The following is a 24370-nucleotide window of genomic DNA, read 5'->3' as shown; positions in this document are numbered from 1 at the left end:
CCGCCGTCCTCACAGCGCCAGGGCGCTCAGCTCCGCGCGGCCGGCCACGCCGAGCTTCGGGTAGGCCTTGTACAGGTGGTACGCGACCGTCTTCGGGCTGAGGAAAAGCTGCGCGGCGATGTCCCGGTTGGACAGTCCCGTCGCGGCCAGCCGGACGATCTGCAGCTCCTGCGGGGTGAGGTCGGCGCCGGCCGACGCCGCGGGCTGCGGGCTGCGCAGCCCGGTCGCCTCCAGCTCGCCGCGCGCCCGCGCCGCCCACGGCGCCGCACCCAACTGGTCGAACGTGTGCAGGGCGCGCTGCAGCTGGCCGCGCGCCTCGGCCTTGCGGCGGGCGCGGCGCAACCACTCCCCGTACAGCAGCTCGGTGCGGGCCTGCTCGAACGGGCGGCCACCGGCCTTCAGGGCGAGCAGGTGATCCTGCTCGTCGCCGGTGAGCAGCGCCCGGCACCGGTACGCCAGGGACATCGCCCACGGCTGGTCCACCCGCTCCGCCCAGGCCCGGAAGCGGGCGTACGCCTCGTCGGCCCGCTCGGGCACGCCGGCCCGGACGGCCGCCTCGACCAGGTCCGGCACGCTCCGGTACGCGCACACCTGGTGGGCGTACGGGTTCTCCTGCAGGGCGGCGAGCCGCGCCACCGCGGACTCGGCGCGGCCCTGGCCGAGGTCGAGCAGGCCCAGCGCCCACAGCGTCCACGCCCGACCGCCCGCCTCCGCGCCCGCCGGGGCGCCGTCCAGCGCCGAGGCCACCAGCTCCCGGCAACGCGCCTCGTCACCGGCCACCGCGGCGAGCACCGCCTGGACGGCACGCAACTGGCTGACCCAGAGCGGTTGACCGCCGTCCCGGGCCACCCGCACCGCCTCGTCGAGGCTGACCGTGGCGTCCCGGTGCCGGCCGTGGAAGAACTCCGCCTCGGCGAGGAAGAACAGCAGGGTGGGCAGCAGGCCGAGGACGCCGTCGGCCCGGCAGCGGGCCACCAGGGCACCGGCCAGCTCGTACGTCTCGGCGTCCTGCCCGGCGACGAAGCCGAGCCCGCAGAGTTGCAGCCGGTCGCGGGGTTCGCCGCCCACCTGGGCGGCGGTCGCGGCCAGCGGCAGCGGCCGGTCGCGCACGGCGGCGACCTGGTAGCGGGCCACCGGATGGTCGAGCGTGGCGAGCTGGTCGAGGCAGGCGCCCAGCTGCGGCTCACCGAGGTACCAGGCCGGGTGGAACGCGGCTACCAGCAGCGCGTCCCGCTGTTCCGGGTCGAGCGTCGCACCCTGGGTCATGAGGTCGTACGCGGTCTGGTGGCCGCCCTGCCAGAACCAGGCGTGCCCCTCGACCCAGGCGACGCGGGCGTGGAAGGTCGGGTCGTCCACGAGGCCGGCCGCCCGCTCGGCGAGCCGGACGGCGTCGCCGAGGTGCCCGGACTGCAGGCCGCTCTCCGCGGCCAGCAGTAGGCGGCGCGCCTTCGCGGCCTCGTCCCCGCTCAGCTCCGCGGCGCGCTCGAACGCGGCCAGGGCGGCGCCGTAGCCGCTGCGCCCGCGGGCCTGCTCGGCGGTGCGTTCCAGCGCGGCGGCCACCCGCTCCTCCGGCCCCGTGGTGGCCGCGGCGAGGTGCCAGGCCCGCCGGTCGGCGGTGTCCGGCGCGGTGAGCACGTCCGCGAGCGCCCGGTGCGCGGCGAGCCGCTCCGGATACGGTGCGGCGGCGTGCACCGCGGCGCGGACCAGCGGGTGTCGGAACCGCAGCCGCCGTCCGGTGACCTCGACGAGCCGGGCCTCCTCGGCCGCGCGCAGGTCCGCGGGGCCGCCGCCGAGCGGCGCGGCGGCGCGCAGCAGCACGTCGAGGTCACCGGTGTCCTCGACGGCGGCGACGCGCAGCAGCGCCCGGGTGCCGGCGGGCAGCCGGTCGACCTGGCCGTGGAACGCCGCGAGCAGCCGGTCGGTCAGCGGCAGCGGGCCGTCGGTCCCGCCGGCGGCGAGGACTCCGGGCAGCTCGATCAGCGCGAGCGGGTTGCCCTGCGCCTCGCCGAGCACCCGCATCCGCACCTCCGGCGCGAGCCGCGGGTCGAGCAGCCGGGCGGCGTCGGCCGGCGCGAGCGCGCCGACGGTCAGCTCGGGCAGGCCGGGGGCGGGGAAGCTGCCGTCCCGGGCCGCGAAGATCATGACGATGCCCTCGGCGTGCAGCCGGCGCGCGGCGAAGAGCAGCGCCTCGGCGGAGACGGTGTCCAGCCAGTGCGCGTCGTCGACGAGGCAGAGCAGTGGACCGTCCTCGGCGAGGTCCGCCAGGAGCGACAGCACGGCGAGCCCCACGAGCAGCCGGTCGGCCGGGGCGCCGCCGCCGAGGCCGAACGCGGCGGCGAGCACCTGCCGCTGCGGCCCGGGCAGCCGGTCGAGGCGGTCGAGCGCGGGCCGCACGAGCTGGCTCAGCCCGGCGAACGGCAGCTCGGCCTCGAACTCGGCGGCGCTGGCGCGCAGCACGCGCGCCGGGCCGGCGGCCGGTGCCGGCAGCTCGGCCGCCCAGTCCAGCAGCGCCGTCTTGCCGATGCCCGGGCCGCCCCGCAGCACCAGCGCGGCGCTGCGGCCGGTCCGGGCCCGCGCCACCAGGGCCGCGATCCGGTCCTGCTCTGCGCCGCGGCCGTGCAACATTCCCGCACCCTACACAGGTACGCGGTACCTAAGCGCTACCGATTCCCGGGCTCCGGATCATCCCTAGCGTCGTGGCCATGGAACTGATCGAGAAGTACCTCACCGCCTGGAACACCACCGACCCCGCCGCCCGCCGAGCCCTCGTCGACGAGGTCTGGACCGCCGACGGGACCTACACCGACCCGCTGGCCGCCGTCGCCGGGCGCGACCAGATCGACGCGCTGATCGCCGGCGTGCAGCAGCAGTTCCCCGGCCTGGAGTTCCGCCTCGCCGGCCCGGTCGACGCGCACCACGACCTGGCCCGGTTCACCTGGCACCTCGGCCCGCGCGGCGCCGAGCCGATCGTGATCGGCTTCGACGTGGCGGTGATCGCCGACGGCCGGATCGCCACCGTGCACGGCTTCCTGGACCGGGTGCCGGCATGACCGTCCTGGCCGCGCGGCCGGCGGCGGTCACCGCCCCGGCCGCCCGCGCCGGCGGCTTCCTGCCGGTGCTGCTGACCGCCACGTTCATGACCGCGATCGACGCGTTCATCGTCAACGTGGCACTGCCGGCGATGCAACGCGACCTGCACGCCGGCCCGGCCGCCCTGGAATGGGTGGTCGCCGGCTACGTCCTCGCGGTGGCCGCCGGCCTGATCACCGGCGGCCGGCTGGGTGACCGGTACGGCCGCCGCCGGATCTTCGGGCTCGGCCTCGCGCTGTTCACGGCCGCCTCCGTGCTCTGCGGGCTGGCGCCCACCGCGGGCGTCCTGCTCGGCGCCCGGGTGCTGCAGGGGCTCGCCGCGGCGCTGCTCATGCCGCAGGTGCTGGCCATCGTGCGGACCAGCGTCGCGCCCGCCGAGCAGCCGAAGGCGTTCGCCCGGTACGGCCTGACGATGGGCCTGGGCGCCGTCTTCGGGCAGCTGATCGGCGGCCTGCTCATCCAGGCCGACCTGTTCGGCCTGGACTGGCGACTGTGCTTCCTGATCAACCTGCCGATCGGCGTGGCCGCGCTGGTCATCCTCCGGCGGGTGCCCGAGTCCCGCCAGCCGGCGGCCCGGCTCGACCTGGCCGGCGTGGTCCTGGTCAGCGCGGCGCTGGTGGCGCTGGTGCTGCCGCTGGTGGAGGGGCGGGAACAGGGTTGGCCGCTGTGGACGTGGCTCAGCCTGGCCGCCTCGGTGCTGCTGTTCGCGCTGTTCGTGGCGACCCAGCGGCGCAACGGGCAACCCCTGGTGCACCTGACGCTGTTCCGGGAGCGGGCGTTCTCGGTGGGGCTGGTGGCGACCCAGGTGTTCTGGATGGGGCAGGCCTCCTTCTTCCTCATCCTGGCCCTCTACCTGCAGGTCGAGCGGGGCCTGTCGGCGCTGGAGTCGGGCGTCGTCTTCACCGCGATCGGCGCCGGCTACCTGGCCACCTCGACGTACGCCCACCGGATCGCCGCCCGGCTCGGTCGCCAGGTGGTCACGGTCGGCGCGCTGGTGATGGTGTTGGGCCTGTACGGCATGTGGGAGGCGGCCGGCCACGGGACCGGTTGGCTCGTGCCGGGGCTCGCCGTGGACGGCATCGGGATGGGCATCGCGCTCGCGCCGCTCACCACCACGGTGCTCGCCCGGGTCAGCCCATCGCACACCGGCGCCGCCGCCGGCGTGCTCGCCACGGTCAACCAGACCGGCAACGCCGTCGGGGTGGCCCTGATCGGCATCGTCTTCTACCAGGCCGCCGACCTGACCGGCGGGTTCCGCGCCGGGCTGGTCGCGCTCATCGCGTTGGAACTCGCGCTGGCCGCGGTCATCCAACTGTTGCCGAGGCGATGACGCCGACACACCGGCCGCCGTCCACGCGACGGCGGCCGGTGTGTCGGTGCCTCCTAGCTCTGCGCCGCCTCGGGCTCGACCAGCAGGCGGGCGTAGTTGGCCATGGAACGCTGGTAGCGGGGCAGGTGCGGGGCCAGCGCGGCAACCGCGACGGCGACGGCCTCCCGTTCACGGCCCACGCTGGTCAGCGCCAGAGCCAGCGTGGCGCTGACCGCGTCGTCGAGCTCGTCGGCGGGCTGCTGCCGCTCGGCCGTCAGCAGGTCGACCGACTCCTCGGCCCGGCCCATGTTGCGCAGCGAGCTGGCCAACTGGATCACCGACCGCCGGCGGCGGATGCCGGAGACGCCACCGGCCAGCGCGGCCCGGTACAGCGGCACGGCCCGGTCGGAGTGGCCGGTGGAGTCGAAGGCGCAGGCGCGCTCGAACGCGGCCACGGGGTCGCCGTCCGGCAGCTCGGCGGCGAGCGCGTCGACGCGTCTGCGGAACTCCTCGGGTTCGTGGTCGTCGATGGTGGCCCACAGTTCGGCGCTACGTCGTTCCCAGTCCGGTGATGTCGTCATGGCGGCGATGGTGGCCGGAACGGGTAGGGTGTCGCCAGTGATTCGGCGAGGAGCGAATCACCGGAGGGACGGGCATGGCGATCACCCTGCGGTTCAGCCCGGCCGACCTCATGCGCTGCCGGTTCGCCGTGTCGCCGGCGCTGGAGACGATCGAGGCCATCCGGCTGACCACGCCCGAGGACACCCCCGGCTACCACCAGGGCTTCCTCCACGCGATGCGGGACCGCCTGGCGGCGCTGGACCTTCGCCCGGTCACGCTGCTGCAACCCCGCCGCGGTTACAGCCCGGACTTCCTGTCCCCGCCGCCGACCACGGCACGCCCCCGCTTCGAGGACGAACTGGCCCGCATCGAGGCGACCCCCCTCGACCGGGTGGCCGAGGAGATCGCCCGCTCGCTGCACGAGACCCGCGGCGCGGCGCGCACCGCGGTGGGCCGCCGGCTGCTGGCCGACCCGGCCGACGCGCTGCGCCTGCTCACCGGCGTGATCCGGAACGTGTGGGACGAGGTGATCCGGCCGGTGTGGCCGAACGTCCGCGCCCTGCTCGACGCCGACGTCGCCCATCAGAGCCGCCGGCTCGCCGAGGGCGGCCTGGACCGCCTCTTCGCCGAACTGCACCCCCAGCTGCGCTGGCACGACGGGGTCCTCACGCGCGACCGCGGTGACCACGAGGACCGCCAGCTCACCGGCGAGGGCCTGCTGCTGATCCCGAGCGCGTTCAAGTTCGACCAGGTTCTGGTGATCCTCGACGAGCCGTGGCAGCCCACAGTGATCTATCCGGCGCGCGGCCTGGGCACCCTGTGGCAGTCGACGCGGACGCAGGAGCTGGCGGCCGCGGGTCGCCTCATCGGGCGCAGCCGCGCGACCCTCCTGGCCGGGCTGACCGAGCCCGTCAGCACGACCGTCCTGGCCCACCGGCACGCCCTGGCCGCCGGCACCGTGTCGCAGCATCTGACCGTGCTCCGCGAGGCCGGGCTGGCCGTGGGCGAGCGCCACGGGCACGAGATCCGCTACCGCCGCACGCCGCTGGGCACCGCGCTGCTCAGCGGGACACTCCCCGCCTGACGGCGGCGCGGGCGACAGACCGCGCAGCGGGGCGTATTACGGACGAACCGGCGGAGCGGACGACTGGCGGTCCGGGGAATGACGTCGACCGGGGCGGGCAATCGGCCCGGGTACCGGCGGACGAGACCAGCGAGGTGCGCGATGACGGGCAGCAGCGGGCGGGGCGACAGGCAGCAGCCGGAGGCGGCGAACCCCTGGGTGACCCGGGACGGCTTCGACGCGGAACCGCCGTGGGGCCTGGGCGAGCACGATCCGATGGACGAGGGCAGCGAGGAGACCGCCGTACCCGAGGGACGGCGCGGCGAGCGGCGTGCCGACGCGCCGGCCGCGCCGTCGGGCCGCGCCGGCCGGCACGGGTTCGGGCCGGTCGAGCCCACCCGTACGCCGATGGCGGGTCCCGGCGCGCCCCCGGACCCGGCGCCGACCGGGCGGTCGTTCCCGGACGACGCGGACATCGACGTCCAGTCGGAGGACGCGCTGCGCACACGCGGCCGGCGGTCCTGAGCAGACGGTCCGACCGGTCCGGGGAACCGTTCAGTACCGCCTGCGGGGCAGCCACCCCAGGAAGCGGGCCCTGGCCTGCGCCAGGGGCAGGGTGGGCAGGTCCCGGGTGGCGGCTACCAGGCAGGTTCCCAGGTAGACGGCCAGTCCGGCCGTCGTCCCGCCGAACTCCGCCAGCAGTTGGCTCTGCTTCGTGGGGCAGGGCCATTCGTGGGCGCACCCGCTGCACCGCCAGTCCGGCGGACGGGGCAGGTGTGCGGGAGGGCCGGAGACCCGGTAGCGACGGGACGCGCCGTTGCGGGCGCGTACGTTGCGCCGGGACGCGGCGTCGGCGACGGGTGGCTCGCCCACCAGCCGGCGGCGGGCCGTCGTGAGTGCGGCACCGACCCGGACCAGCACCTCCGGACCCAGCTGTTGGGCGAGCACCGCGGTGAGCAGGTGGTGCCCGAACGCGTCGAACTCGTCCTGGGTCACCCGCAGCCGCCGTTGAAGCTCGAGGAGCAGCACCGGTTCGGAACCGGACCGGCCCGCCAGCGCCTCCCGCAGAAGCTCCCGCAGGCACCCACCCAGCTCTGCGCGGTGGCAGCCGAAACGGTGCGCCAGGCTCGGGTCCTCGTCGATTCGACGGAGGGTCTCGGTCACCACCGCCGACGTCACTCTCTGGGCACCGGTTTCCTCCACCACCACTCCCTTCCGGTCGCACCGCGGCGACGGGCCAGCGGAGGACGCGTCGCGACAAGCGCCCCCACAGGTTGAGCGCGACCACACCGGGGATCACTCTTCCCGATCATCGACCGCCGGACTATGCCGGCCAGCGCAGAGGATCGGCGGCGCCTGATCGCTCCGCGCAAGTCCCGCGCGTGGAACACCCGTGGGAGCGCGATTCCCCGGATCGGGAATAGCATCGGCACGAGCAAACCTCGGAACCAGCTTGTCCCCGGCCGCCGAGCCACCGTCCGCCGCCGCCGTGACTCCGGCCGCCCTTCCCACCACAGCGTTCCTCTCGCACCCCATCCGCACCATCGGTCAGCCCATGGAGGACGGTTGAGTGCCGACGGTCCCATCAGCCACCGCTTCGACAGCCGCGACCCACAGCTCATCCGCGACTACCTCGCCGGCGCCTACGGGGCCGGCGGCCTACGCCTCAGCAGCAGCGACCGCGACTACCACCTGCGCCACCGGGGCGTGCGGGCCGGCCGGTTCCAAGCCGATCGACTCGCCCAGTCCACGGACCTGCGGGTCGCCGTCGAGGAGATCAACTCCCTGGTCGTCTGCGAAGCCGCGACCAGCAGGGTGGATCGCAGCTGTGACGGCGAGCAGGGCGAGTACGTTCCCGGCGACGTCTTCGTCGCCGCCACACCGGGACGCCCCTACCGGCTGCGCTGGCAGCCCGGCGAGGTGGCCCTGCTCCAGCTGGACACCCACCTGTTCACCCAGCTGGCGCTCCCCGACGTACGGCGGCGGCCCGAGCCGATCCGCTTCACCGCGCTCGAACCCGCCTCCCCCGCCCTCGCGGAGCACTGGCGGGCCACCGCCCACTATGTCCGCCTGGCCGTGCTCGGCAACACCGAGGCCAGCCGAGAGCCCCTGGTCATCGGCGCCGCGGCCCGTGCGCTGGCCGCCGCCGCCCTGGCCGTGTTTCCCAACACGGCCCGGACCGAGCCCACCGCACAGGACCGCCGCGACGCCGTGGCGCCGTGGCGCCCGCTGTCCGCCGGGCGATCGCCTTCATGGAGGAACACGCCGAGCAGGACATCAGTCCCGCCGATGTCGCCGCTGCCGCCGCCGTCTCGGTCCGCGCCCTGCAGTTGGCCTTCCGGCGTCACCCGGACAGCACCCCGATGGCCCAGCTGCGCCGGATCCGCCTGGAACGGGCACACCACGAGCTACGGCAGGCCGACCCACGCCGGGAGACGGTGAGCCGCATCGCCAGCCGCTGGGGTTTCCCGAGCCACAGCCGATTCACCGCCCACTACCGCGCCGTCTTCGGCGTTCCGCCGAGCCGGACCCTGCACACCTGAGCGAGAGATGCGGGCGATCACGACCGCCAGGCCGGTGGCGCCGAGCCGGTACGACTGGACGACGTACGAGCCGCAGGCGATGTTCACCGCGGCGCGCACCGGCACCAGGAACTGGACCACCCGCTGCCGTAGCAGCCAGGCGGCGATCCCGGCGGGGGTCTCCGGCGTCGGCAGCGCCGCCGTCCCGTACCTCGACCTTGACGCCGCGCTGGTGGGCCTCCTCGGCGAGCCGGCCGATCCTAAGGATTGAAGCATCTTCACCCACCCGCGCACGGCCGGTTTGCCGGACCGTCAACCGCTCTGGCGTCCCCACCGCCCGCGCCGGCCCGAGCTCGAACCCGGGCGCGCTCCCCGGTGTACGGTCACGACATGGGCCTCCCCACCGCAGTGACCACCGCCGGGTCCCTCATCGGCGGCTGGCAGCTCGCCCGCCGGACCGGCAACCGTCCCCTCGGCGGCGTGGTCCTCGCGGCGGGCGGTGTGCTGGCGGGACGCGAGTGGGCCCGGCGGACCAGCCCCGCCGTGACGGCGGCCCTGCTCGCGACCTACGCCGGCGCCTTCGGCCTGTCGCACCCGCTGGCCAGGCGCATCGGCGCGTGGCCCTCGGTGCTGGCCGTCTCCGCGCTCACCGCGGCCGCCTCGTACGCCGCGGCGGACCGGCACGCCCCGCGCTGAGCCGCACGCCCGGCCGGCCGGCCGGACCATCTGTCACCGTGGACGGCGCCATCGTCGCCGACATCGCGGCCCGCCCGCGCCTCTCCGAGTGCACCGTCGGCAGCTACCTGTCGGCCGCCACCGGCAGGACCGGCAACCGCGACCGGATCGAGGCCGCCCTCCACGCCTGGGCGAACGGCTGGATCCAGGCCCGGATCCGCGGGGCCCACGAGGTGCCCCGACGTCCGCCTATGATCCAGCGACGACCCGACGGTGGCGGAGGAACGAAGTGATCGACGCGGTCTTCTTCGATGTCGGCGGCACGATTCTCGACGAGTCCCGCGAGTTCGGGACCTGGGCGGACTGGTTAGGCGTTCCCCGGCACACCTTCTCGGCGGTCTTCGGCGCGGCGATCGCCCGGGGTCTCGACTGGCAGGAACCGTTCCGGGTCTTCCGGCCCGATTTCAACCTGGCGGTCGAGCTCGAACGGCGGGCAGCCGCCGGCAAACCGGAGTCGTTCGGCGAGGAGGATCTCTACCCCGACGCGCGATCGTGCCTCAGGGCCCTGAAGGACCAGGGCCTGCTCGTGGGCCTGGCCGGCAACCAGCCGGCCCATGCCGAGGCGTCCCTCCGTGCCCTCGACCTGCCGGTGGACGTGATCGGCACGTCGCACGGTTGGGGCGTGGCGAAGCCGGCGCCGGCCTTCTTCGCGCACGTCATCCGTGCGAGCGGTGGCGAGGCGTCGTCGATCCTGTACGTCGGCGACCGGCCCGACAACGACGTACGCCCGGCCATGGCGGCCGGCATGAAGACGTGCCTGATCCGGCGCGGCCCGTGGGGTCACATCCTCGACATGCCCGCCGTGGCCGCGCAGTGCCTGTTCCGCATCGATTCGCTGGACGAACTCCCGAGCCTGGTGGCGAAGCACAACGCGGCGAGCGACTGACGGCCGGGGTCGGTGGCGGAGAACGCACGCTGCTCACGACCCGCGAACTTCGTCCCACTTTAATGTATATCGCACCAGGGGTCTTGCCGCAAGACCCGGGTGGTGCCGCAGAATCGTCGGCCGGACCCAGGAACGGACGAGGAAACGGGGCACGACGTGCGCATGTTGTGGGCGACCGGTCGGGGGCGCGGTGACGTCGAGTCGCTGACGGCATCGGCGAAGGCCACCTCGGAGGTGTCGCGATGACCGAGCCGTACGTGCGGGGTCTCCCCGAGGTCGACGAGAACCAGGCCGCGATCGTCGGCGGCAAGGCCGCGCATCTCGGGGCGCTGACCCGGATCGACGGCATCGACGTGCCGCCCGGCTTCTGCGTCACGACGGACGCCTTCCGGCGGGTCATGGCCGAGGCGCCGTCGATCGACGACCGGCTCGACGAGCTGTCGCGCCTGACCCCGGACGACCGGGAGGCGATCCGCGCGGCCAGCGCGGAGATCCGCCGGGCCATCGAGGGAACCGCCCTCCCCGACGATGTGGCGGTGGCGATCACCCGGGCGCTCACCGCGCTCGGTGAGCGGGCCGCCTACGCCGTCCGATCCAGCGCGACGGCGGAGGACCTGCCGACGGCCTCCTTCGCGGGCCAGCAGGACACCTACCTGAACGTCATCGGGACGGCCGCAGTCCTCCAGCACGTCAGCCGGTGCTGGGCCTCGCTCTTCACCGAGCGGGCCGTGACCTACCGCCAGCGGAACGGCATCGACCACCGCACGGTCCACATGGCCGTTGTCGTGCAGAAGATGGTCTTCCCGGAGGTGTCCGGCATCCTGTTCACGGCCGACCCCGTGACGTCCCACCGGAAGGTCGCCACCGTGGAGGCCAGCTTCGGCCTCGGCGAGGCTCTGGTCTCCGGGCTGGTGAACGCGGACGCCTACACGGTGCGGGACGGCGCGATCGTCGACCGGACGATCGCCACGAAGCGGCTCGCCGTCCACGCCCTGCCGGCCGGCGGGACGACCGAACAGGCGATCGACGCGGCGCGGCAGGACCAGCCGGCGCTCACCGATGCGCAGGTCATCCGGCTGGTGCAGCTGGGCCGGCGGATCGAAGCCCACTTCGGCCACCCCCAGGACATCGAATGGTGCCTGGTCGACGGCGACTTCCAGATCGTGCAGAGTCGGCCGATCACCACGCTGTTCCCCGTCCCCGAGACCGGCGACGGAGGGAACCACGTCTTCATCTCGGTCGGTCACCAGCAGATGATGACCGACCCCATGAAGCCCCTGGGGCTCTCCATGTGGCAGCTGACGGCCATGGCACCGATGTACGACGCCGGTGGCCGGCTGTTCGTCGACGCCACCCGGGCCCTGGCATCGCCGGCGAGCCGCGCCGGCCTGCTGGAGATGGCGGGACGATCCGATCCCCTCGTCAGGGACGCGCTGGAGACCGTCATCGACCGCGGCGACTTCCTTCCGTCGCTCCCCGACCAGGCTCCGGCGGGGCCACGCGCCGGCGGCGCGCCGGCGCCGATCGAGACCGATCCGGCCATCGTCACCGACCTGATCGAACGCAGCCAGGCGTCCATCGACGCCCTGCGGCGCGACATCGCGACGAAGTCCGGCCCGGCGCTGTTCGAGTTCCTCCTGGCGGCGTTTCAGGAGCACAAGCGGTTCCTGGCCGAACCGCGGAGCATGCAGGCGATCATGGCCGGCATGGAGGCCACGTGGTGGCTCAACGACCAGTTGCGGGTGTGGCTGGGCGAGAAGAACGCGGCCGACACGCTCACCCTGTCCGCGCCGCACAACGTCACGTCGGAGATGGGGCTGGCGCTCCTGGACGTCGCCGACGTCATCCGGCCGCACGCGGAGGTGGTCGCCTTCCTGCGGGAGGCCGAGGACGAGGACTTCCTGGACGAGCTGGCCAAGCTCCCGGGCGGCCCGGAAGCGCGGGAGGCCATCCTGGCCTTCCTCGACAGGTACGGCATGCGCTGTGTCGGCGAGATCGACATCACGAGGCCGCGCTGGAGCGAAAGCCCGACGACCCTCGTGCCCGTCATCCTCGACAACATCAGGAACTTCGCGCCGGGCGCCCGGGAGCGGCGCTTCGAGCAGGGGCGCCGGGAGGCGGCGAGGAAGGAACAGGACGTCCTGGAACGCCTGCGGGCCCTGCCGGACGGCGAGCGGAAGGCGGCCGAGGCCAAGCGGATGATCGACCGGGTCCGCACCTTCATCGGGTACCGGGAGTATCCGAAGTACGCCATCGTCAGCCGCTACTTCGTTTACAAGCAGGCCCTGCTCAGGGAGGCCGAGAGCCTCGTGCGGGCGAACGTGCTCCGCGAGCAGGAGGACATCTTCTTCCTCACGTTCCCGGAGCTGCACGACGCCGTACGCACGCACCAGGTCGACGACCAGCTCATTCGCCGGCGGAAGGACGCGTTCCGGTCGTATCACGCGCTCACACCGCCCCGGGTGCTCACGTCGGAGGGCGAGGCCATCACCGGGGCGTACCGTCGCGACGACGTGCCATCCGGCGCGCTGGTCGGCCTCCCGGTCTCCGGCGGGGTGGTCGAGGGGCGGGCTCGGGTCATCCTGGACCTGGCCGACGCCGACCTCGAACCGGGCGACATCCTGGTCACCGCGTACACCGACCCGAGCTGGTCACCCCTGTTCGTCGCGGTGAAGGGGTTGGTGACGGAGGTCGGCGGACTCATGACCCATGGCGCGGTGGTCGCCCGGGAGTACGGGCTGCCCTCCGTCGTCGGTGTGGAGCACGCGACCAGGCTGATCCGGGACGGGCAGCGGATCCGCGTGCACGGCACCGACGGCTACGTGGAGATCCTGCCCTGACCGACCCTTCGAGCGAAGGCTCGGGTCGGAGGTGGCGTCGGGGCCTCGGACCGCGGCGGCGCCGGGGGCTGCCGGAGGCTCCGACGGGTCCGCGTCGGGATCCGTGTTCGGTTCCTCGGCCGGGAAGAGGATCGGGCTGAGAAGGTATCGGGCGCGGTCGGGTGTCGACCGGTTCGCCAGCCGGGGGGCGATGGCCGCCCGCAGTTCGCCGATCAGTTCGCGGAGTTCGTCCTGTCGAGCCAGAGCGCGTGCTGTCGGTAGCCGACGAGGTCCGTTGCCGGGTCGGCGTTCTCGCGGTCAAGGTAGGCGTCGAACTCGGCGAGCAGGGCGGCCATCGCGGTGGCGAACGCCCGTCGATGGTCGTCGGCGGAGAGGAGTTCCATCACGGCGGGGTCGATGACCGCCCGGTCCTGGCGCAGGCGGTATCGACGCTCCACCGCACCGCGTACCCGGCGCTCGTCGGCGACCTCCAGGCGACAGCCGACAGTGGACCCCGCCCGCGTCTTCGTCCTCGGACACAGCATGGGGGGCAAGGTCGCGCCGCGCGTGGCCGCCGCGGAGCCGTCCGTCGCCGGCCTGGTGCTCCTGGCCGGCGACGCCGCCCCGACGTCACCATTCGGGTCTACGACGCCGACAACCACCTGTTCTTCCCGGGCACCGGCCGCCCCGGCCCCGCCGATTACGAGGCGGCGCAGCACGTCGACCCGACCGTCGTCGCCGACATCGCCGACTGGCTGGCGCCGCCCCGCACGTCGTGACGTCTCCCCCGCTGTCGGCCCTCCGCCCGTCCGGACCGGTCGTGGCATCTTCGACCCAGGTTGGCAGGTCCGGGGTAGGGGCGGCCGGAAGTTGGTATGCCTATGGGGTGGCGGAGCGCGCAGGCAACGAGCAGCCCGGGGCAGGTGCCCCGGCACCCCCGGAGGATGACGGGACGGCGTCCCGGACATCGCCGGCGGGTCGCCCGGCGGCGCGGCTCGGCCTGCTGCTGGGCGCGTTGGGCGTGGTGTACGGCGACATCGGCACGAGCCCGCTGTACGCGCTGAAGACGGTCTTCACCCTGGACCGCAGCCTGACACCGGACGCTCCCGACGTGTTCGGCGTCATCTCGTGGGTCTTCTGGTCGATCATCCTGATCGTCTCGGTCAAGTACGTCATCTTCATCCTGCGGGCCGACAACGAGGGCGAGGGCGGCGTGATGGCCCTGGCCGCCCTCGCCCGGCGGGCGCTGCTCAAGATCAGTGAGCGCCGCGCCGAGACCGTGCTGGCGCTCGGGGCGCTCGGCGCGGCCCTGTTCTACGGGGACAGCGTGATCACCCCGGCGATCTCGGTGCTGTCGGCCGTGGAAGGACTGGAGGTGATCTCCCCGAGGTTGGAGGTCGTGGTCCTGCCGGCGTCGGCGGTGATCCTCACCCTGCTGTTCGCCATCCAGCGCTGGGGCACCGGGCGGGTCGGGGCCGTGTTCGGGCCGATCATGCTGCTCTGGTTCGCCTGCCTGGGCGTCGCGGGTGCGGCCGAGGTGATCCGTCACCCGAAGGTGCTGGCCGGGCTGTCACCGACGTACGCGGCCCTGTTCGTCGTCGACCACCCGATGATCGCGTTCATCGCGATGGGTGCCGTGGTGCTGTCGATCACCGGCGCCGAAGCGCTCTACGCCGACATGGGGCACTTCGGTCGCGCTCCGATCCGCCGGGCCTGGTTCGCGATCGTCTTCCCCGCGCTGACCCTGAACTACCTCGGCCAGGGGGCACTGATCCTCCGGGTGCCGGGAAGCCGCGACAACCCGTTCTTCCTGCTGCTGCCGAGTTGGGCGCAGCTGCCGATGGTCGTCCTGGCCACCGTGGCCACCGTGATCGCGTCCCAGTCGGTGATCTCCGGGGCGTTCTCGGTGTCCCGGGAGGCCATGCGGCTGGGTTTCCTGCCGCACCTGCGCATCCGGCAGACCTCGCGCCGCCAGTACGGACAGATCTACGCACCCGGAGTGAACTGGGGCCTGTTCGCGGCGGTCCTGGTGGTGGTGTTCGCCTTCGGCTCGTCCACGAACCTCGCCGCCGCCTACGGCGTGGCGGTCACCGGCACCTTCATGATCACCACGACCCTGTTCCTGGTCGTCGCCCGGGCGGGATGGCACTGGAGCACCTGGCGGCTGGTGCTGTTCGGCGTCGTCTTCGGCAGCATCGAGCTGACCTTCTTCACGGCGAACCTGGCCAAGGTCACCCACGGCGGTTGGCTGACGCTGCTCATCGCGATCATCCTGTTCACGGTCCTGCTGACCTGGCGGCGCGGCGCGGAGCTGGTCACCGCCCGGCGGATCGAACGGGAGGGACCGCTCCCCGAGTTCCTCGACCACCTGCACGCCACGAACATCCCGTGGGTGCCGGGCACCGCGGTCTTTCCCCACCCGAACAAGGAGACCACGCCCCTGGCGTTGCGCGCGAACGTCGCGCATTACCACGTCCGGCACGAACGAATTGTGATCATCACGGGTCGCACGGGCAACGTCCCCCACATCCCCTGGGACCAGCGCCTCACCGTCGACGACCTCGGCGACCCGAACGACGGCATCATCCACATCGACGCCCTCTTCGGCTTCCAGGATCCCACCGACTTCCCCGAGGTGCTTCGCCGCGCGGCCACCCACCCCCAGGCCAGGGACATCAACCTCGACCAGGACCAGGTCTCCTACTTCGTTTCGCGGATCACGCTGCGTTGCACGCGCCAGCCCGGCATGGCCGTCTGGCGCAAGCGCCTGTTCATCGCCCTGGCCCACAACGCCGCCAGTCACGCCGAATTCCTCCACCTGCCGGAGGAACGCACCATCGTCCTCAGCGCCGAGGTCGCGGTCTGAGCCTGGCAGCACCGCCACCTCCGCTTCCGCGAGCGCCCGCCCAGACTGAGGCTACGACGGCCAACGCCGCCTTGTCGCCCATCGTCGTCGACAGACGCTCGCCGGCGTGGCGACGACATGGCGGCGCGTTTCGACGGAATGGACGACGCTCTGCTCACTCGTCCCGTCCTGACCTGGCCGCGCCCCGCGTCTCCACTAATTCGGAGAACGTCCCGGCTGCCGCGATTCACCGGTCGAGCGCGCCGGAAATCGCACTTTCCGAGCCGCCCGAAACGGCACAAGTCCATTCAGGGAGTGCCGGTCGGGCCGAGGCCGGAAATTGTCGCCCTCCCGGGACCACTTTCGGCAACCGCGCCGTGCCCGCATGGCGGGCGATTACGGTGCAAAGGCGTGACCATTATTCGCGCCGCTGCGGTAGTGCTCAGTGCCGTCCTGACCGTGCCCGCCACGGTGTCCGCGTCACCGGCGCGGGCCGCCACGCCGTACCTGCCCTGCCCGACCGTGAAGCCGCCGGTTGCCCCACCGGCCGCACCGTCTCCGCCACCGGTCGCTCCCGCCGACCTCGCCGTCGGCGGCGAGTCGCTGGCGACGGCGGGACTGTCCGTCCCGGCCGGCGCGCCGGCGGCCCCGGCGGTGACCGCCACCTCGTGGCTCGTGGCCGACCTGGACAGTGGCGCGGTGCTGGGTGGGTGTGGACCGCACGAGCACCGCACGCCGGCCAGCGTGCAGAAGATGCTGCTCGCCGCGGCCCTGATGCCCCACCTCGACCCGAACCAGATGGTCGAGGTGACCCGGGCGGATCTGCAGGACCTCGACCCGGCCAGCTCGGTGATGGGGCTGGTGCCCGGCGGCCGGTACTCGATCGAGAGCCTGTGGCTCGGGCTCCTCCTGAAGTCGGGCAACGACGCCGCCAACGTGCTGGCCCGCGTCGGCGGTGGCGCCGCCGGCCGGCCGGGCGGCGTACAGGCCATGAACGACGAGGCACACCGGCTGGGCGCACGCCAGACCCACGCCGCCACACCGTCCGGCCTGGACGGTCCCGGCCAGTACACCAGCGCGTACGACCTGGCGCTGATCGCGCGCGCCACCTACGCCCGCGCGGACTTCCGGCGGTACGTCGCGACCCGGGTGGCGGAGGTACCGGCAGCGCCGGGACGGGCCGGCTTCTCCCTGACCCACGACAACACCCTGCTGGACCACTACCCGGGGACGCTCGGCGGGAAGACCGGCTTCACCGACCTGGCACGGCAGACGTACGTGGGGGTGGCCGAGCGCGACGGCCGGCGGCTCGCCGTGACCCTGCTCGGCGCGGAAACCGCGCCGCTGGGCAGCCTGGGCGAGGCGGCGGCGCTGCTGAACTGGGGCTTCGCGCTCTCCCCCGGCGCGTCGGTCGGCCGCCTGGTCACCCCGGACGAGAAGAAGTACGACCGTCCCGTCGCCCAGGTCAAGGCCGAGCAGCACGGGCCGGCGCGCACCGGGCGGCCGGCGTCGTGGCCGGCCGTCCTCGGCGTCGGCGCCGCCGGCGTCCTGGCCGTCCTGCTGCTGGCGGTGCCCCGGCGGCGGAGGGCGGCGCGGGCGGCGGCCAAACCGTAGGCGGCACGATCCGCCCGGCGGTTGCGTACATTGCGGAGGTCACGCTGTCGCGAGGAGGAGAACCATGTCGAAGCCGCCGCTGCCCGAACCCGCGATCACCATGCTGCGCAAGGCGAACCCCGCGGTCATCGCCACGCTCCGGGCCGACGGTCAGCCGGTCTCCGCGGCCACCTGGTACCTGTGGGACGACGGCCGGATCATGGTGAACATGGACGAGGGCCGCCGCCGGCTCAGCCACCTCCGCAACGACCCCCGGGTCACCCTGACGGTGCTCGACGAGCAGGCCTGGTACACCCACGTCACGATCCTGGGGCGCGTCGTCGAACTCCGCGACGACGAGGACCTGGCCGACATCGACCGGCTCTCCCAGCACTACACCGGGAGGGCGTACCCGCGGCGCGATCGCCGGCGGGTGAGCGCCGTCATCGAGATCGACCGCTGGCACGGCTGGGGCGCGCTGAAGGACAACGACCAGATCGGCTGAGCGGTCAGGCGAGGGCGGGCGCCGCCAGGAGCGCGCGCAGCTCGCGGACCGCTGCCCGCCCGGCGCGGTTCGCGCCGACCGTGCTGGCGGACGGCCCGTAGCCAACCAGGTGGATCCGGGGATCGGCGACCACGCGGGTGCCGTCCATGACGATGCCGCCGCGAGGGCCGCGCAGGCGCAGGGGGGCCAGGTGGTCGAGCGCCGGCCGGAAGCCGGTGCACCAGAGGATGACGTCCACGTCCTGCGCGGTGCCGTCGCGCCACTGGACGCCGCCGGGGACGATCCGGTCGAACATCGGCCGGCGTCGGAGGAGACCCCGTTCCCGGGCCTCGCGCATCAGCGGTGTCCACGCCAGCTCGGTGGCGCTGGCGATGCTGCCCGGGGGGAGGCCGGCGCGTACGCGTGCCTCCACCTTGGCGACCACCTCGCGCCCGTGGTCCGGGGTGAACGGCCCGTCCCGGAACACCGGCGGGCGACGCGTGACCCAGGTTGTCGTCGCCGCGACATCGGCGATCTCGACCATCAGCTGCACGGCCGACGCTCCGCCCCCGACGACGACCACCCGCTTCCCGGCGAATTCCGCCGGCCCCCGGTAGTGGGCGGTGTGCAGCTGCCGCCCGAGGAACGTCTCCTGGCCGGGGTAGTACGGCACGAACGGCCTGGTCCACGTCCCCGTCGCGTTGATCAGTGCGCGGGTGGTCCAGGTGCCTTTGTCGGATTCGACGAGGAGCCGTCCGTCGCCGGCGTCCCGGACGGCCGTGACGGCGACCGGCCGCTGCACGCCGATGCCGAATTCACGCTCGAAGGCGGCGAAGTAGGCCGGCACCGCGTCGGCGGCGGGTTCGTCCGGCGGTGGCGGCGTGAAATGCATTCCGGGCAGGTCGAAGATGCCGTGCACGGTCGCCATGCGCAGCGTCGGCCACCGGTGCCGCCAGGCCCCGCCGGGCGCCGCGTCGGCGTCCAGAACGGCGAAGTCAAGACCAGAGGAGCGCAGGTGGTACGCGCTGGACAGGCCCGCCTGCCCAGCCCCGACAACCACCACATCCGTCTCCGGCACGTGCCGCACAACCTCCCCGGCTCGCCCGGACTTCCCACGGGCGATGGATCTCACACCGACTCCCCTCCCGCTGGCGCCTCGGCGCCGTCCACGCGGTCGGGCGAGGCGACGATGTTCAAGGCGCCCAGGGCCGCGCCCAGCTGGAACCGGTTGTCCACGTGCAGCCGGTCCATCAGTGACCGCATCATGTTCGACACCGACCGTTGGCTGATCCCGAGTTCCCGGGCCGCGGTGGCGTCGGTGTGCCCCCGCGCGAGCAGGTCGATCAGCGCTGCCTCGCGCGGTGAGAGCCGGAGCTGCGACACCGGAGCCTCCTGGGGACCGTGTTCGGTGCGGACGGGAAGGGACCGGGCTCGGGTCAGTCCGGGGGCGGCCGCAGGCAGGTGGCGCAGTTGCCGCCCCCGCCACCGCCGTTGCCGACAAGGATCGGGTCCTTGTAGCTGAGTGGCCGACTCACCAGTTGCCCGCCGGTGCGCGTGACGAGCAGGCAGCGGTTAAGCGACCCGGGCATGATCGAGCCAGGACCGATACCCAGGCAGTAGGCGGTGTACTCACCGTCGCCGACGGGCACCGGCACCGGCACGGCGAAGGGATCGGCGGTTCCGGTCGGCCCGTACCGGTACAGGGCGCCCCCGCTGAGCTGTCCGCTGAAGTAGTAGAGGACCGCGTACGCCGCGCCGGCGGGCGTGGCGGCGCAGGTGTTGACCCAACCGTGCAGGCTGCCGGCCGCGTCGATGGACTCGACCTGGCCGGTTGCGCACTGGGAGACCGGGATCTGGTCGGCACCGCCCCATGTTTCACTGGTGGCGGCGGCCGGCAGGGGCGAGCCGAGGACGAGCGCGGCGGCGAGCACCGCCGTCGTCCCGGTGCGCACATCGTGACGCAGGGTCATCGGGATCCTTTCAGACGTCTGACGGGTGGACGAGGCTGACCGACCGCGCACGGCGCGCTCGGTGGACTGGTGGGCGGGCTCAGCCAGCCGGGGGCCGGTCGTGTCCTGGCGGTGGGCCGAAGACCCCGGCGGCTCCGAGCACCAGGCCGAGCTGGAACCGGTTGTCCACCCGCAGCCGGTCCATGAGGGCACGCAGGATGCCGGACACGGAACGCTCGCTGATCCGCAGCTCCCGTCCAGCCCGGGCCTCGGTGTGACCACGGGCGAGCAGGTTGACCAGGGCCGCCTCGCGGTCGGTGAGGAACAGGCCGGCCTGCGTGCCGGTCGCGCAGGACCGCCAGTGCCGCTCGAACGTCGCGACCAGCGACTCCACCACCGGGGCGTGGCGAATCTCCAGGTAGCCGCGTTCATAGTTGCCCGGGTCGACCGGGAACAGCGCCACCGACCGGTCCACGACGATCAGCTTGAGCGGCACGCCGGGACTTTCCCGGTAGCTGTCCGTTGATCCGCCGGCGTCGATGCCGCCGTACGGGGTCAGCAGGTCCACGTCGCGGGGCTGGACGCCGATCATCCGTACGCTGACACCACGCTCCCGCAGCGTGCGGTCCATCGAACCGGCGGCGGTCTTGGCGGACTCGTCGAAGGCGGATTCCGGGTTCATGGCCAGGTGCTCGCGGCGGGCCATGCCCACGAGGGCGGCCAGGCGGCGCCGGGCGGCGTCCCGGGTGGTCAGGTGGTTGACGCCGGCGCCGAGCTCGACAAGTTCCTCGCTGAGCCGCATCGACCGGGCCGACGGCCGGCCGCTCGCGCCGGCACCGGGCTGGCAGAGGTGCGCGACCGCCGTCATGGCCTGGGCCAGCGGCACCGCCCGCCACGTCCCGCCCGCCGCGCGCGGGCCGGCCGGCTCGCAGACCAGGCCGCCGTCGCGGAGTTCGGCCAGGCAGCCGAGGACCACCGTCAAGGGCATGCCGAGATCGCGTGCCAGCTGCCCGCCGGTCTGACTGCCGTACGCGGTCAGCGACCGGAAGACGAGATCGGTCGCGGGCGTGAAGCCGTACCGCGTCAGCGACGGCGCCGGGCGGATCGGCGTTGCCGGGTGCGCCTGCGGCGCCGTGGCGGCGAGCGGGGGTGCCATACCGGGAAACCAATCACCTACGCCGATTCAATCCTGGGTTCGTGGCCGAACTGTGACATTCCCTTGCGTCTTTGCGCAGCCGTGGTCCACCGCCGCCGGCGGTCATGCGTCGCCCGTACGCACTTCCGCAGATCCGGTGCCGGCTCTTACGGCGGGCGTCGGCCTCCTGTTTCGGTGGGCGCACTCGACGAACCAAGGAGGAGAAATGCGCAGAGGTGTTTCCCGCTGGGCGGCGGCCGTCCTGTCCGGAGTGATGGGCAGCGCGGCGCTGACGGCTCCGGCACTGGCCAGTGAGAACGGCACGCTGGCCTGCCCGCCCGAGTACTTCTACGACATCACGTCCAGCAGCAGCTACCACATGCCCGCCTCGGGCGCCTACTTCAAGGACGGTCCCGGCGGCAGCATGTCCGTCAGCGTCACCAAGTCGACCACGATCACGGCGACCGCAACCGTCAGCGCCGGCGCCACGGTCTCCGGCATCGTCGCGGAGGCCAAGATCGAGGTCAGCGCGTCGATCGCCCAGAGCAACACGATCACGGTCGGTCACACGTTCAACCACAACATCACCGCGGGAAAGTACGGCAACGCGCAGTACGGCTCCTGGGGTTACAACGTCGGCTGGCGGTACTACTACACCAGCGCGTCCTGCTCCACCGCGCTCAAGTCCTCGGGCACGGCCAAGGTGCCGACCAGCGCCGAGGGCTGGCGTTACTGGGAGACGAACTAATCCGCCCGCCATGGCCCGCGCGCGGATCGGGCGCGGGCCATGGCCGTACCCCTCCAGGACCTCGCCATGCGAACTGCTGCCGCCCTTGCCGGCCTCGCCCTTGCCGCCGCTGTCCCGTCGATCACCGGCTGCGCCGGAACCACCGCCCCGCGGCCCGACCGCGCCCGGCTCCCCGCCACCAGCGCACCGGCGGCCCCCTCGCTCGGCGCCCCGGCCGAGGAACTGCCGGGGACCCGGACGCTGCTGTACCAGCCGCCGGTGCACGGCGCGCGGCTGGTGGGCAGGGCCGACGTGCGGTCCGACGTTCCCGTCTGGATCAGCGTGACCTGTTCCGCGCCGGCCGACACCGACATCCGGGTCGAGTTCCAGCCGCTGGATCAGTTCCACATCCCGTGCGGCTCGGAGGCCTCCGCCACCCGCAACCAGGTCAACCTTCGAAGCCCGCGCACGCTCACCCTGGCCGTCACGGCACCGGAGTCGGTGACCTGGAGCATCCGCGTCCAGCAGTGAAGGGTTCCGGACCGGCATGGACAGCGAGTCGCTGCCGCCGACGGACGCTTCGGGGCAACGCGGCGATCAGCACCGCCGTATCCTGCGCCGGTGCCGCTCCCCTCCTCGACCTCGACCCGTGCCCACGGGGCCCCGACAGCACTACGGATGGTCGCCGGGCTCGTGGCCACGCTGCTGCTGGCCGGCTGCGGGCTCCTCACCCCACCGTCGCCCGCCTCCCTGCTGCGGTTCCAGTTCACGCCGGTCACCGGGACCGGGTACATGAACCAGACCCTGACCATCTACAACGACAGCGCCCGGATGGTCGCCCCGACACTGGAGTTCACGGCGCTCGACGCCACCGGAAGGCCGCTACCGGCAGTGCAGGTCACGACGGTCTACGGCAGCGACCGGGGACGGCTGGTCGTCGCACCGGGCGGCGGCCTCGACGTGCTGATCTTCGCAGGCGAGGGCGCGCGGTTGGCCGAGGACGTGGCCGTGTCCGTCCGTGCCGCGGAGAGGGTCGACGCGCCGGCGGTCGGCGTCGAGCCGATCGTCGCCCCGGTGGACGACTCCGGCCGCGTGGTCGACCGCAACAGCCCATTCGCCGCCGTGTCGCTGCGCAACGAGGACAGCGAGCCCATGCACGTCCGGCTGGTGTACATCATCTGGACCGAGCCGGAGGGCATTGAGCGGCAACAGGCCGAACGGGTCGTACCGATCGGCGACCTGATCGTCATCCCGCCCAAGCTCGGCACTCTCGTGCCGGTCCGAGGAGAGGCGCAGACCGCCATGACAGACGCGGCAGGGCACGTCCCGACCAGCATCAAGGCGTACCTGTCCCGGTAACCGCCGGACGCCGTCCCGCCGCGGTCGCGCCGCCCCGAGAGGGAGGAGGGCATCGGGGTCTCGGTTAGGGTCAGGCGGTGGTCAGCCGTAGCAGCGGGCGCGCCGCGACGTACGCGCACCGCGGATCGTCCGGTGTGGCGCCGGAGAACACCGCGGCCGCCTTCGAGCTGGCGATCGCCGAGGGCGCCGACTACGTCGAGACCGACGTGCAGCTCAGCGCCGACGGGGAGCTGGTGATCATCCACGACACCACGCTCGCCCGCACCACCGACGCCGGCCTGGTCTTCGCCGACCGCGCCCCCTGGAACGTGCACGACCTCACCCTGGCCGAGCTCAGGAAGCTCGACGCCGGGGGCTGGTACGACGCCGATTTCGCCGGCCAGCACATCCTGACCTTCGACGAGCTGCTCGACCTGATCGGCGGCCGGGTCGGCCTGAACCTCGAGCTGAAGTCGCCCGGGTTGAATCCCGGGCTGGCGCGGGCCGTCGCCGCGCGGCTGCGGGAGCGTCGGGGCGAGATCGAGCGGGGCTCCCTGCCGCGGCCGCTCGTCGTCGGGTCCTTCGACGAGCAGGCCCTCCGGGACTTCCACGCGCGGCTGCACGACGTCCCGGTGTCGCTGATCGCCTACGACGTGCCGGCGGGCGGGACGCTGACCGAGCTCGCCGGCTGGGTCTACTCGGTCAACCCGGACATCCGCCGGCTGCAACCCGGGGACGCGGCCCGCGTCGTCGAGGCGGGCATGGCCGTCGTGCCGTGGACGGTCGACTCGCCCGAGTTGTGGCGACGGGCCCTCGACCTCGGCGTCGCCGGCATGATCACGAACTATCCGTACGCGCTGAGGAACCTGCTGCACGGGCGCGACCCGGTGCCGGGCGCTGCGGGTGTGGTCGTCCGGGACATCGTGTGCCGCTCTCCCGGCGACGAGCCGCAGCGGGCCGGCGAGCACGCCGTCCTGCGCAACGTCTCCGGCCAGCCGGTGGACGTCAGCGGCTGGTACCTGCGCAGCCAGTCGTCCGCCAGGGTCGTGGTGGGCGACGGCTACGTGATTCCGCCGGGCGGGCTGCTGCGGGTGCACACCGGCCCGGGCCGGAACGACGCGGTCAACTACCACAACGGCCGCACCACCGCCGTCTGGAACGGCACGAAGGGCGACTCCGCGGGCTTGCATCGCGCGGACGGCACGATCGTCGACCTGTACGCCTACATCGTCTGACCCGGCGGATCCGCCGAGCCCGTGCGGCCCGGCGGAGCATCGAGGGGCCGGCTCCGTCGGAGGCGGCCACTCGATGAAC

Annotated in this window: 25 protein-coding genes and 1 pseudogene; 18 read left to right on the top strand and 8 right to left on the bottom strand. The window is 73.3% G+C overall.

Features of this window, described 5'->3' with window-relative positions:
• Nucleotides 1-9: 9 nt before the first annotated feature.
• Nucleotides 10-2625 carry a LuxR family transcriptional regulator gene (locus NFX44_RS28360; RefSeq protein ID WP_262286661.1) on the bottom strand — a complete coding sequence of 872 codons (2616 nt, stop codon included), beginning with the start codon at nt 2623-2625 and terminating at the stop codon, nt 10-12.
• A 77-nt stretch (nt 2626-2702) separates the two neighbouring features.
• Here NFX44_RS28360 and NFX44_RS28355 point away from each other — a divergent pair, with 77 nt between their 5' ends.
• On the top strand, nt 2703-3050 hold the full coding sequence (locus NFX44_RS28355) for a nuclear transport factor 2 family protein (RefSeq protein ID WP_262286660.1): 348 nt from the start codon (nt 2703-2705) through the stop codon (nt 3048-3050).
• Nucleotides 3047-4420, top strand: a complete 1374-nt coding sequence (locus NFX44_RS28350; RefSeq protein WP_262286659.1) for an MFS transporter — start codon at nt 3047-3049, stop codon at nt 4418-4420. The genes NFX44_RS28355 and NFX44_RS28350 overlap by 4 nt, the downstream gene beginning before the upstream one ends.
• Before the next feature lie 53 nt (nt 4421-4473).
• On the opposite strand, the gene NFX44_RS28345 is transcribed toward NFX44_RS28350, so the two are convergent.
• On the bottom strand, nt 4474-4980 hold the full coding sequence (locus NFX44_RS28345; RefSeq protein WP_262286658.1) for a tetratricopeptide repeat protein: 507 nt from the start codon (nt 4978-4980) through the stop codon (nt 4474-4476).
• Between the two features lie 74 nt (nt 4981-5054).
• On the opposite strand from NFX44_RS28345, the gene NFX44_RS28340 reads away from it, so the two are divergent.
• Nucleotides 5055-6044, top strand: a complete 990-nt coding sequence (locus NFX44_RS28340; protein WP_262286657.1) for a winged helix-turn-helix domain-containing protein — start codon at nt 5055-5057, stop codon at nt 6042-6044.
• Nucleotides 6045-6185: 141 nt separating this feature from the next.
• Nucleotides 6186-6548, top strand: a complete 363-nt coding sequence (locus tag NFX44_RS28335) for a hypothetical protein (RefSeq protein ID WP_262286656.1) — start codon at nt 6186-6188, stop codon at nt 6546-6548.
• Between the two features lie 30 nt (nt 6549-6578).
• Here the strand turns inward: NFX44_RS28335 and NFX44_RS28330 are convergent, their stop codons facing one another.
• A complete protein-coding gene (locus NFX44_RS28330; RefSeq protein ID WP_262286655.1) occupies nt 6579-7187 on the bottom strand; it encodes a hypothetical protein in 609 nt (202 codons plus the stop codon).
• A 162-nt stretch (nt 7188-7349) separates the two neighbouring features.
• Between NFX44_RS28330 and NFX44_RS28325 the strand changes: the two are divergent.
• From NFX44_RS28325 to rph, 7 genes and pseudogenes are all read left to right on the top strand, one after another.
• Nucleotides 7350-8165: pseudogene (locus tag NFX44_RS28325) on the top strand (hypothetical protein); the annotation flags it as partial.
• Nucleotides 8166-8275: 110 nt separating this feature from the next.
• Nucleotides 8276-8566 (top strand): helix-turn-helix domain-containing protein, encoded by a 291-nt coding sequence (locus NFX44_RS28320; RefSeq protein ID WP_262286654.1) that lies wholly within the window; start codon nt 8276-8278, stop codon nt 8564-8566.
• Between the two features lie 7 nt (nt 8567-8573).
• A complete protein-coding gene (locus NFX44_RS28315; RefSeq protein ID WP_262286653.1) occupies nt 8574-8816 on the top strand; it encodes a hypothetical protein in 243 nt (80 codons plus the stop codon).
• A 119-nt stretch (nt 8817-8935) separates the two neighbouring features.
• Entirely contained in the window at nt 8936-9241 is a 306-nt protein-coding gene (locus NFX44_RS28310; RefSeq protein WP_262286652.1) for a hypothetical protein, read from the top strand.
• A gap of 38 nt (nt 9242-9279) precedes the next feature.
• Nucleotides 9280-9513, top strand: a complete 234-nt coding sequence (locus NFX44_RS28305; RefSeq protein WP_262286651.1) for a hypothetical protein — start codon at nt 9280-9282, stop codon at nt 9511-9513.
• Nucleotides 9510-10166 carry an HAD family hydrolase gene (locus NFX44_RS28300; protein ID WP_262286650.1) on the top strand — a complete coding sequence of 219 codons (657 nt, stop codon included), beginning with the start codon at nt 9510-9512 and terminating at the stop codon, nt 10164-10166. Before NFX44_RS28305 ends, NFX44_RS28300 begins: the two co-directional genes overlap by 4 nt.
• A 242-nt stretch (nt 10167-10408) precedes the next feature.
• A complete protein-coding gene (gene rph / locus NFX44_RS28295; protein WP_262286649.1) occupies nt 10409-13006 on the top strand; it encodes a rifamycin-inactivating phosphotransferase in 2598 nt (865 codons plus the stop codon).
• 212 nt (nt 13007-13218) lie between these two features.
• Here the strand turns inward: rph and NFX44_RS28290 are convergent, their stop codons facing one another.
• Entirely contained in the window at nt 13219-13530 is a 312-nt protein-coding gene (locus tag NFX44_RS28290; RefSeq protein ID WP_262286648.1) for a hypothetical protein, read from the bottom strand.
• A 341-nt stretch (nt 13531-13871) separates the two neighbouring features.
• Between NFX44_RS28290 and NFX44_RS28285 the strand changes: the two genes are divergently transcribed.
• From NFX44_RS28285 to NFX44_RS28275, 3 genes are all read left to right on the top strand, one after another.
• Nucleotides 13872-15851 carry a potassium transporter Kup gene (locus tag NFX44_RS28285; RefSeq protein WP_262286647.1) on the top strand — a complete coding sequence of 660 codons (1980 nt, stop codon included), beginning with the start codon at nt 13872-13874 and terminating at the stop codon, nt 15849-15851.
• Between the two features lie 390 nt (nt 15852-16241).
• A complete protein-coding gene (locus NFX44_RS28280) occupies nt 16242-17444 on the top strand; it encodes a D-alanyl-D-alanine carboxypeptidase family protein (protein ID WP_262286646.1) in 1203 nt (400 codons plus the stop codon).
• A gap of 64 nt (nt 17445-17508) precedes the next feature.
• Nucleotides 17509-17928, top strand: coding sequence for a PPOX class F420-dependent oxidoreductase (locus tag NFX44_RS28275; protein WP_262286645.1), 420 nt, complete (start codon nt 17509-17511; stop codon nt 17926-17928).
• A 4-nt stretch (nt 17929-17932) separates the two neighbouring features.
• Here the strand turns inward: NFX44_RS28275 and NFX44_RS28270 are convergent, their stop codons facing one another.
• From NFX44_RS28270 to NFX44_RS28255, 4 genes are all read right to left on the bottom strand, one after another.
• On the bottom strand, nt 17933-18985 hold the full coding sequence (locus NFX44_RS28270) for an NAD(P)/FAD-dependent oxidoreductase (RefSeq protein ID WP_262286644.1): 1053 nt from the start codon (nt 18983-18985) through the stop codon (nt 17933-17935).
• 50 nt (nt 18986-19035) lie between these two features.
• Nucleotides 19036-19290, bottom strand: a complete 255-nt coding sequence (locus tag NFX44_RS28265; protein WP_262286643.1) for a helix-turn-helix transcriptional regulator — start codon at nt 19288-19290, stop codon at nt 19036-19038.
• A gap of 53 nt (nt 19291-19343) precedes the next feature.
• The gene (locus NFX44_RS28260) at nt 19344-19877 is read right to left on the bottom strand and encodes a hypothetical protein (RefSeq protein ID WP_262286642.1); all 534 of its coding nucleotides are present in this window, start codon (nt 19875-19877) and stop codon (nt 19344-19346) included.
• 79 nt (nt 19878-19956) lie between these two features.
• A complete protein-coding gene (locus NFX44_RS28255) occupies nt 19957-21012 on the bottom strand; it encodes a LuxR C-terminal-related transcriptional regulator (RefSeq protein ID WP_262286641.1) in 1056 nt (351 codons plus the stop codon).
• A 205-nt stretch (nt 21013-21217) separates the two neighbouring features.
• Between NFX44_RS28255 and NFX44_RS28250 the strand changes: the two genes are divergently transcribed.
• The 4 genes from NFX44_RS28250 (at nt 21218) to NFX44_RS28235 (ending at nt 24291) form a co-directional block, all read left to right on the top strand.
• The gene (locus NFX44_RS28250; protein ID WP_262286640.1) at nt 21218-21739 is read left to right on the top strand and encodes a hypothetical protein; all 522 of its coding nucleotides are present in this window, start codon (nt 21218-21220) and stop codon (nt 21737-21739) included.
• A 39-nt stretch (nt 21740-21778) separates the two neighbouring features.
• Nucleotides 21779-22249 carry a hypothetical protein gene (locus tag NFX44_RS28245; protein WP_262286639.1) on the top strand — a complete coding sequence of 157 codons (471 nt, stop codon included), beginning with the start codon at nt 21779-21781 and terminating at the stop codon, nt 22247-22249.
• Between the two features lie 90 nt (nt 22250-22339).
• Complete coding sequence (locus NFX44_RS28240; protein WP_262286638.1) at nt 22340-23077, top strand: hypothetical protein; 738 nt, start codon at nt 22340-22342, stop codon at nt 23075-23077.
• 77 nt (nt 23078-23154) lie between these two features.
• Nucleotides 23155-24291, top strand: a complete 1137-nt coding sequence (locus tag NFX44_RS28235) for a glycerophosphodiester phosphodiesterase family protein (RefSeq protein ID WP_315974648.1) — start codon at nt 23155-23157, stop codon at nt 24289-24291.
• Nucleotides 24292-24370: the final 79 nt, after the last annotated feature.

Source organism: Micromonospora sp. MA102 (genome assembly GCF_025460765.1).
In the GTDB taxonomy this organism is placed as follows: Bacteria; Actinomycetota; Actinomycetes; order Mycobacteriales; family Micromonosporaceae; genus Micromonospora; species Micromonospora halotolerans.
This window is presented reverse-complemented; position numbering and strand designations above follow the sequence as displayed.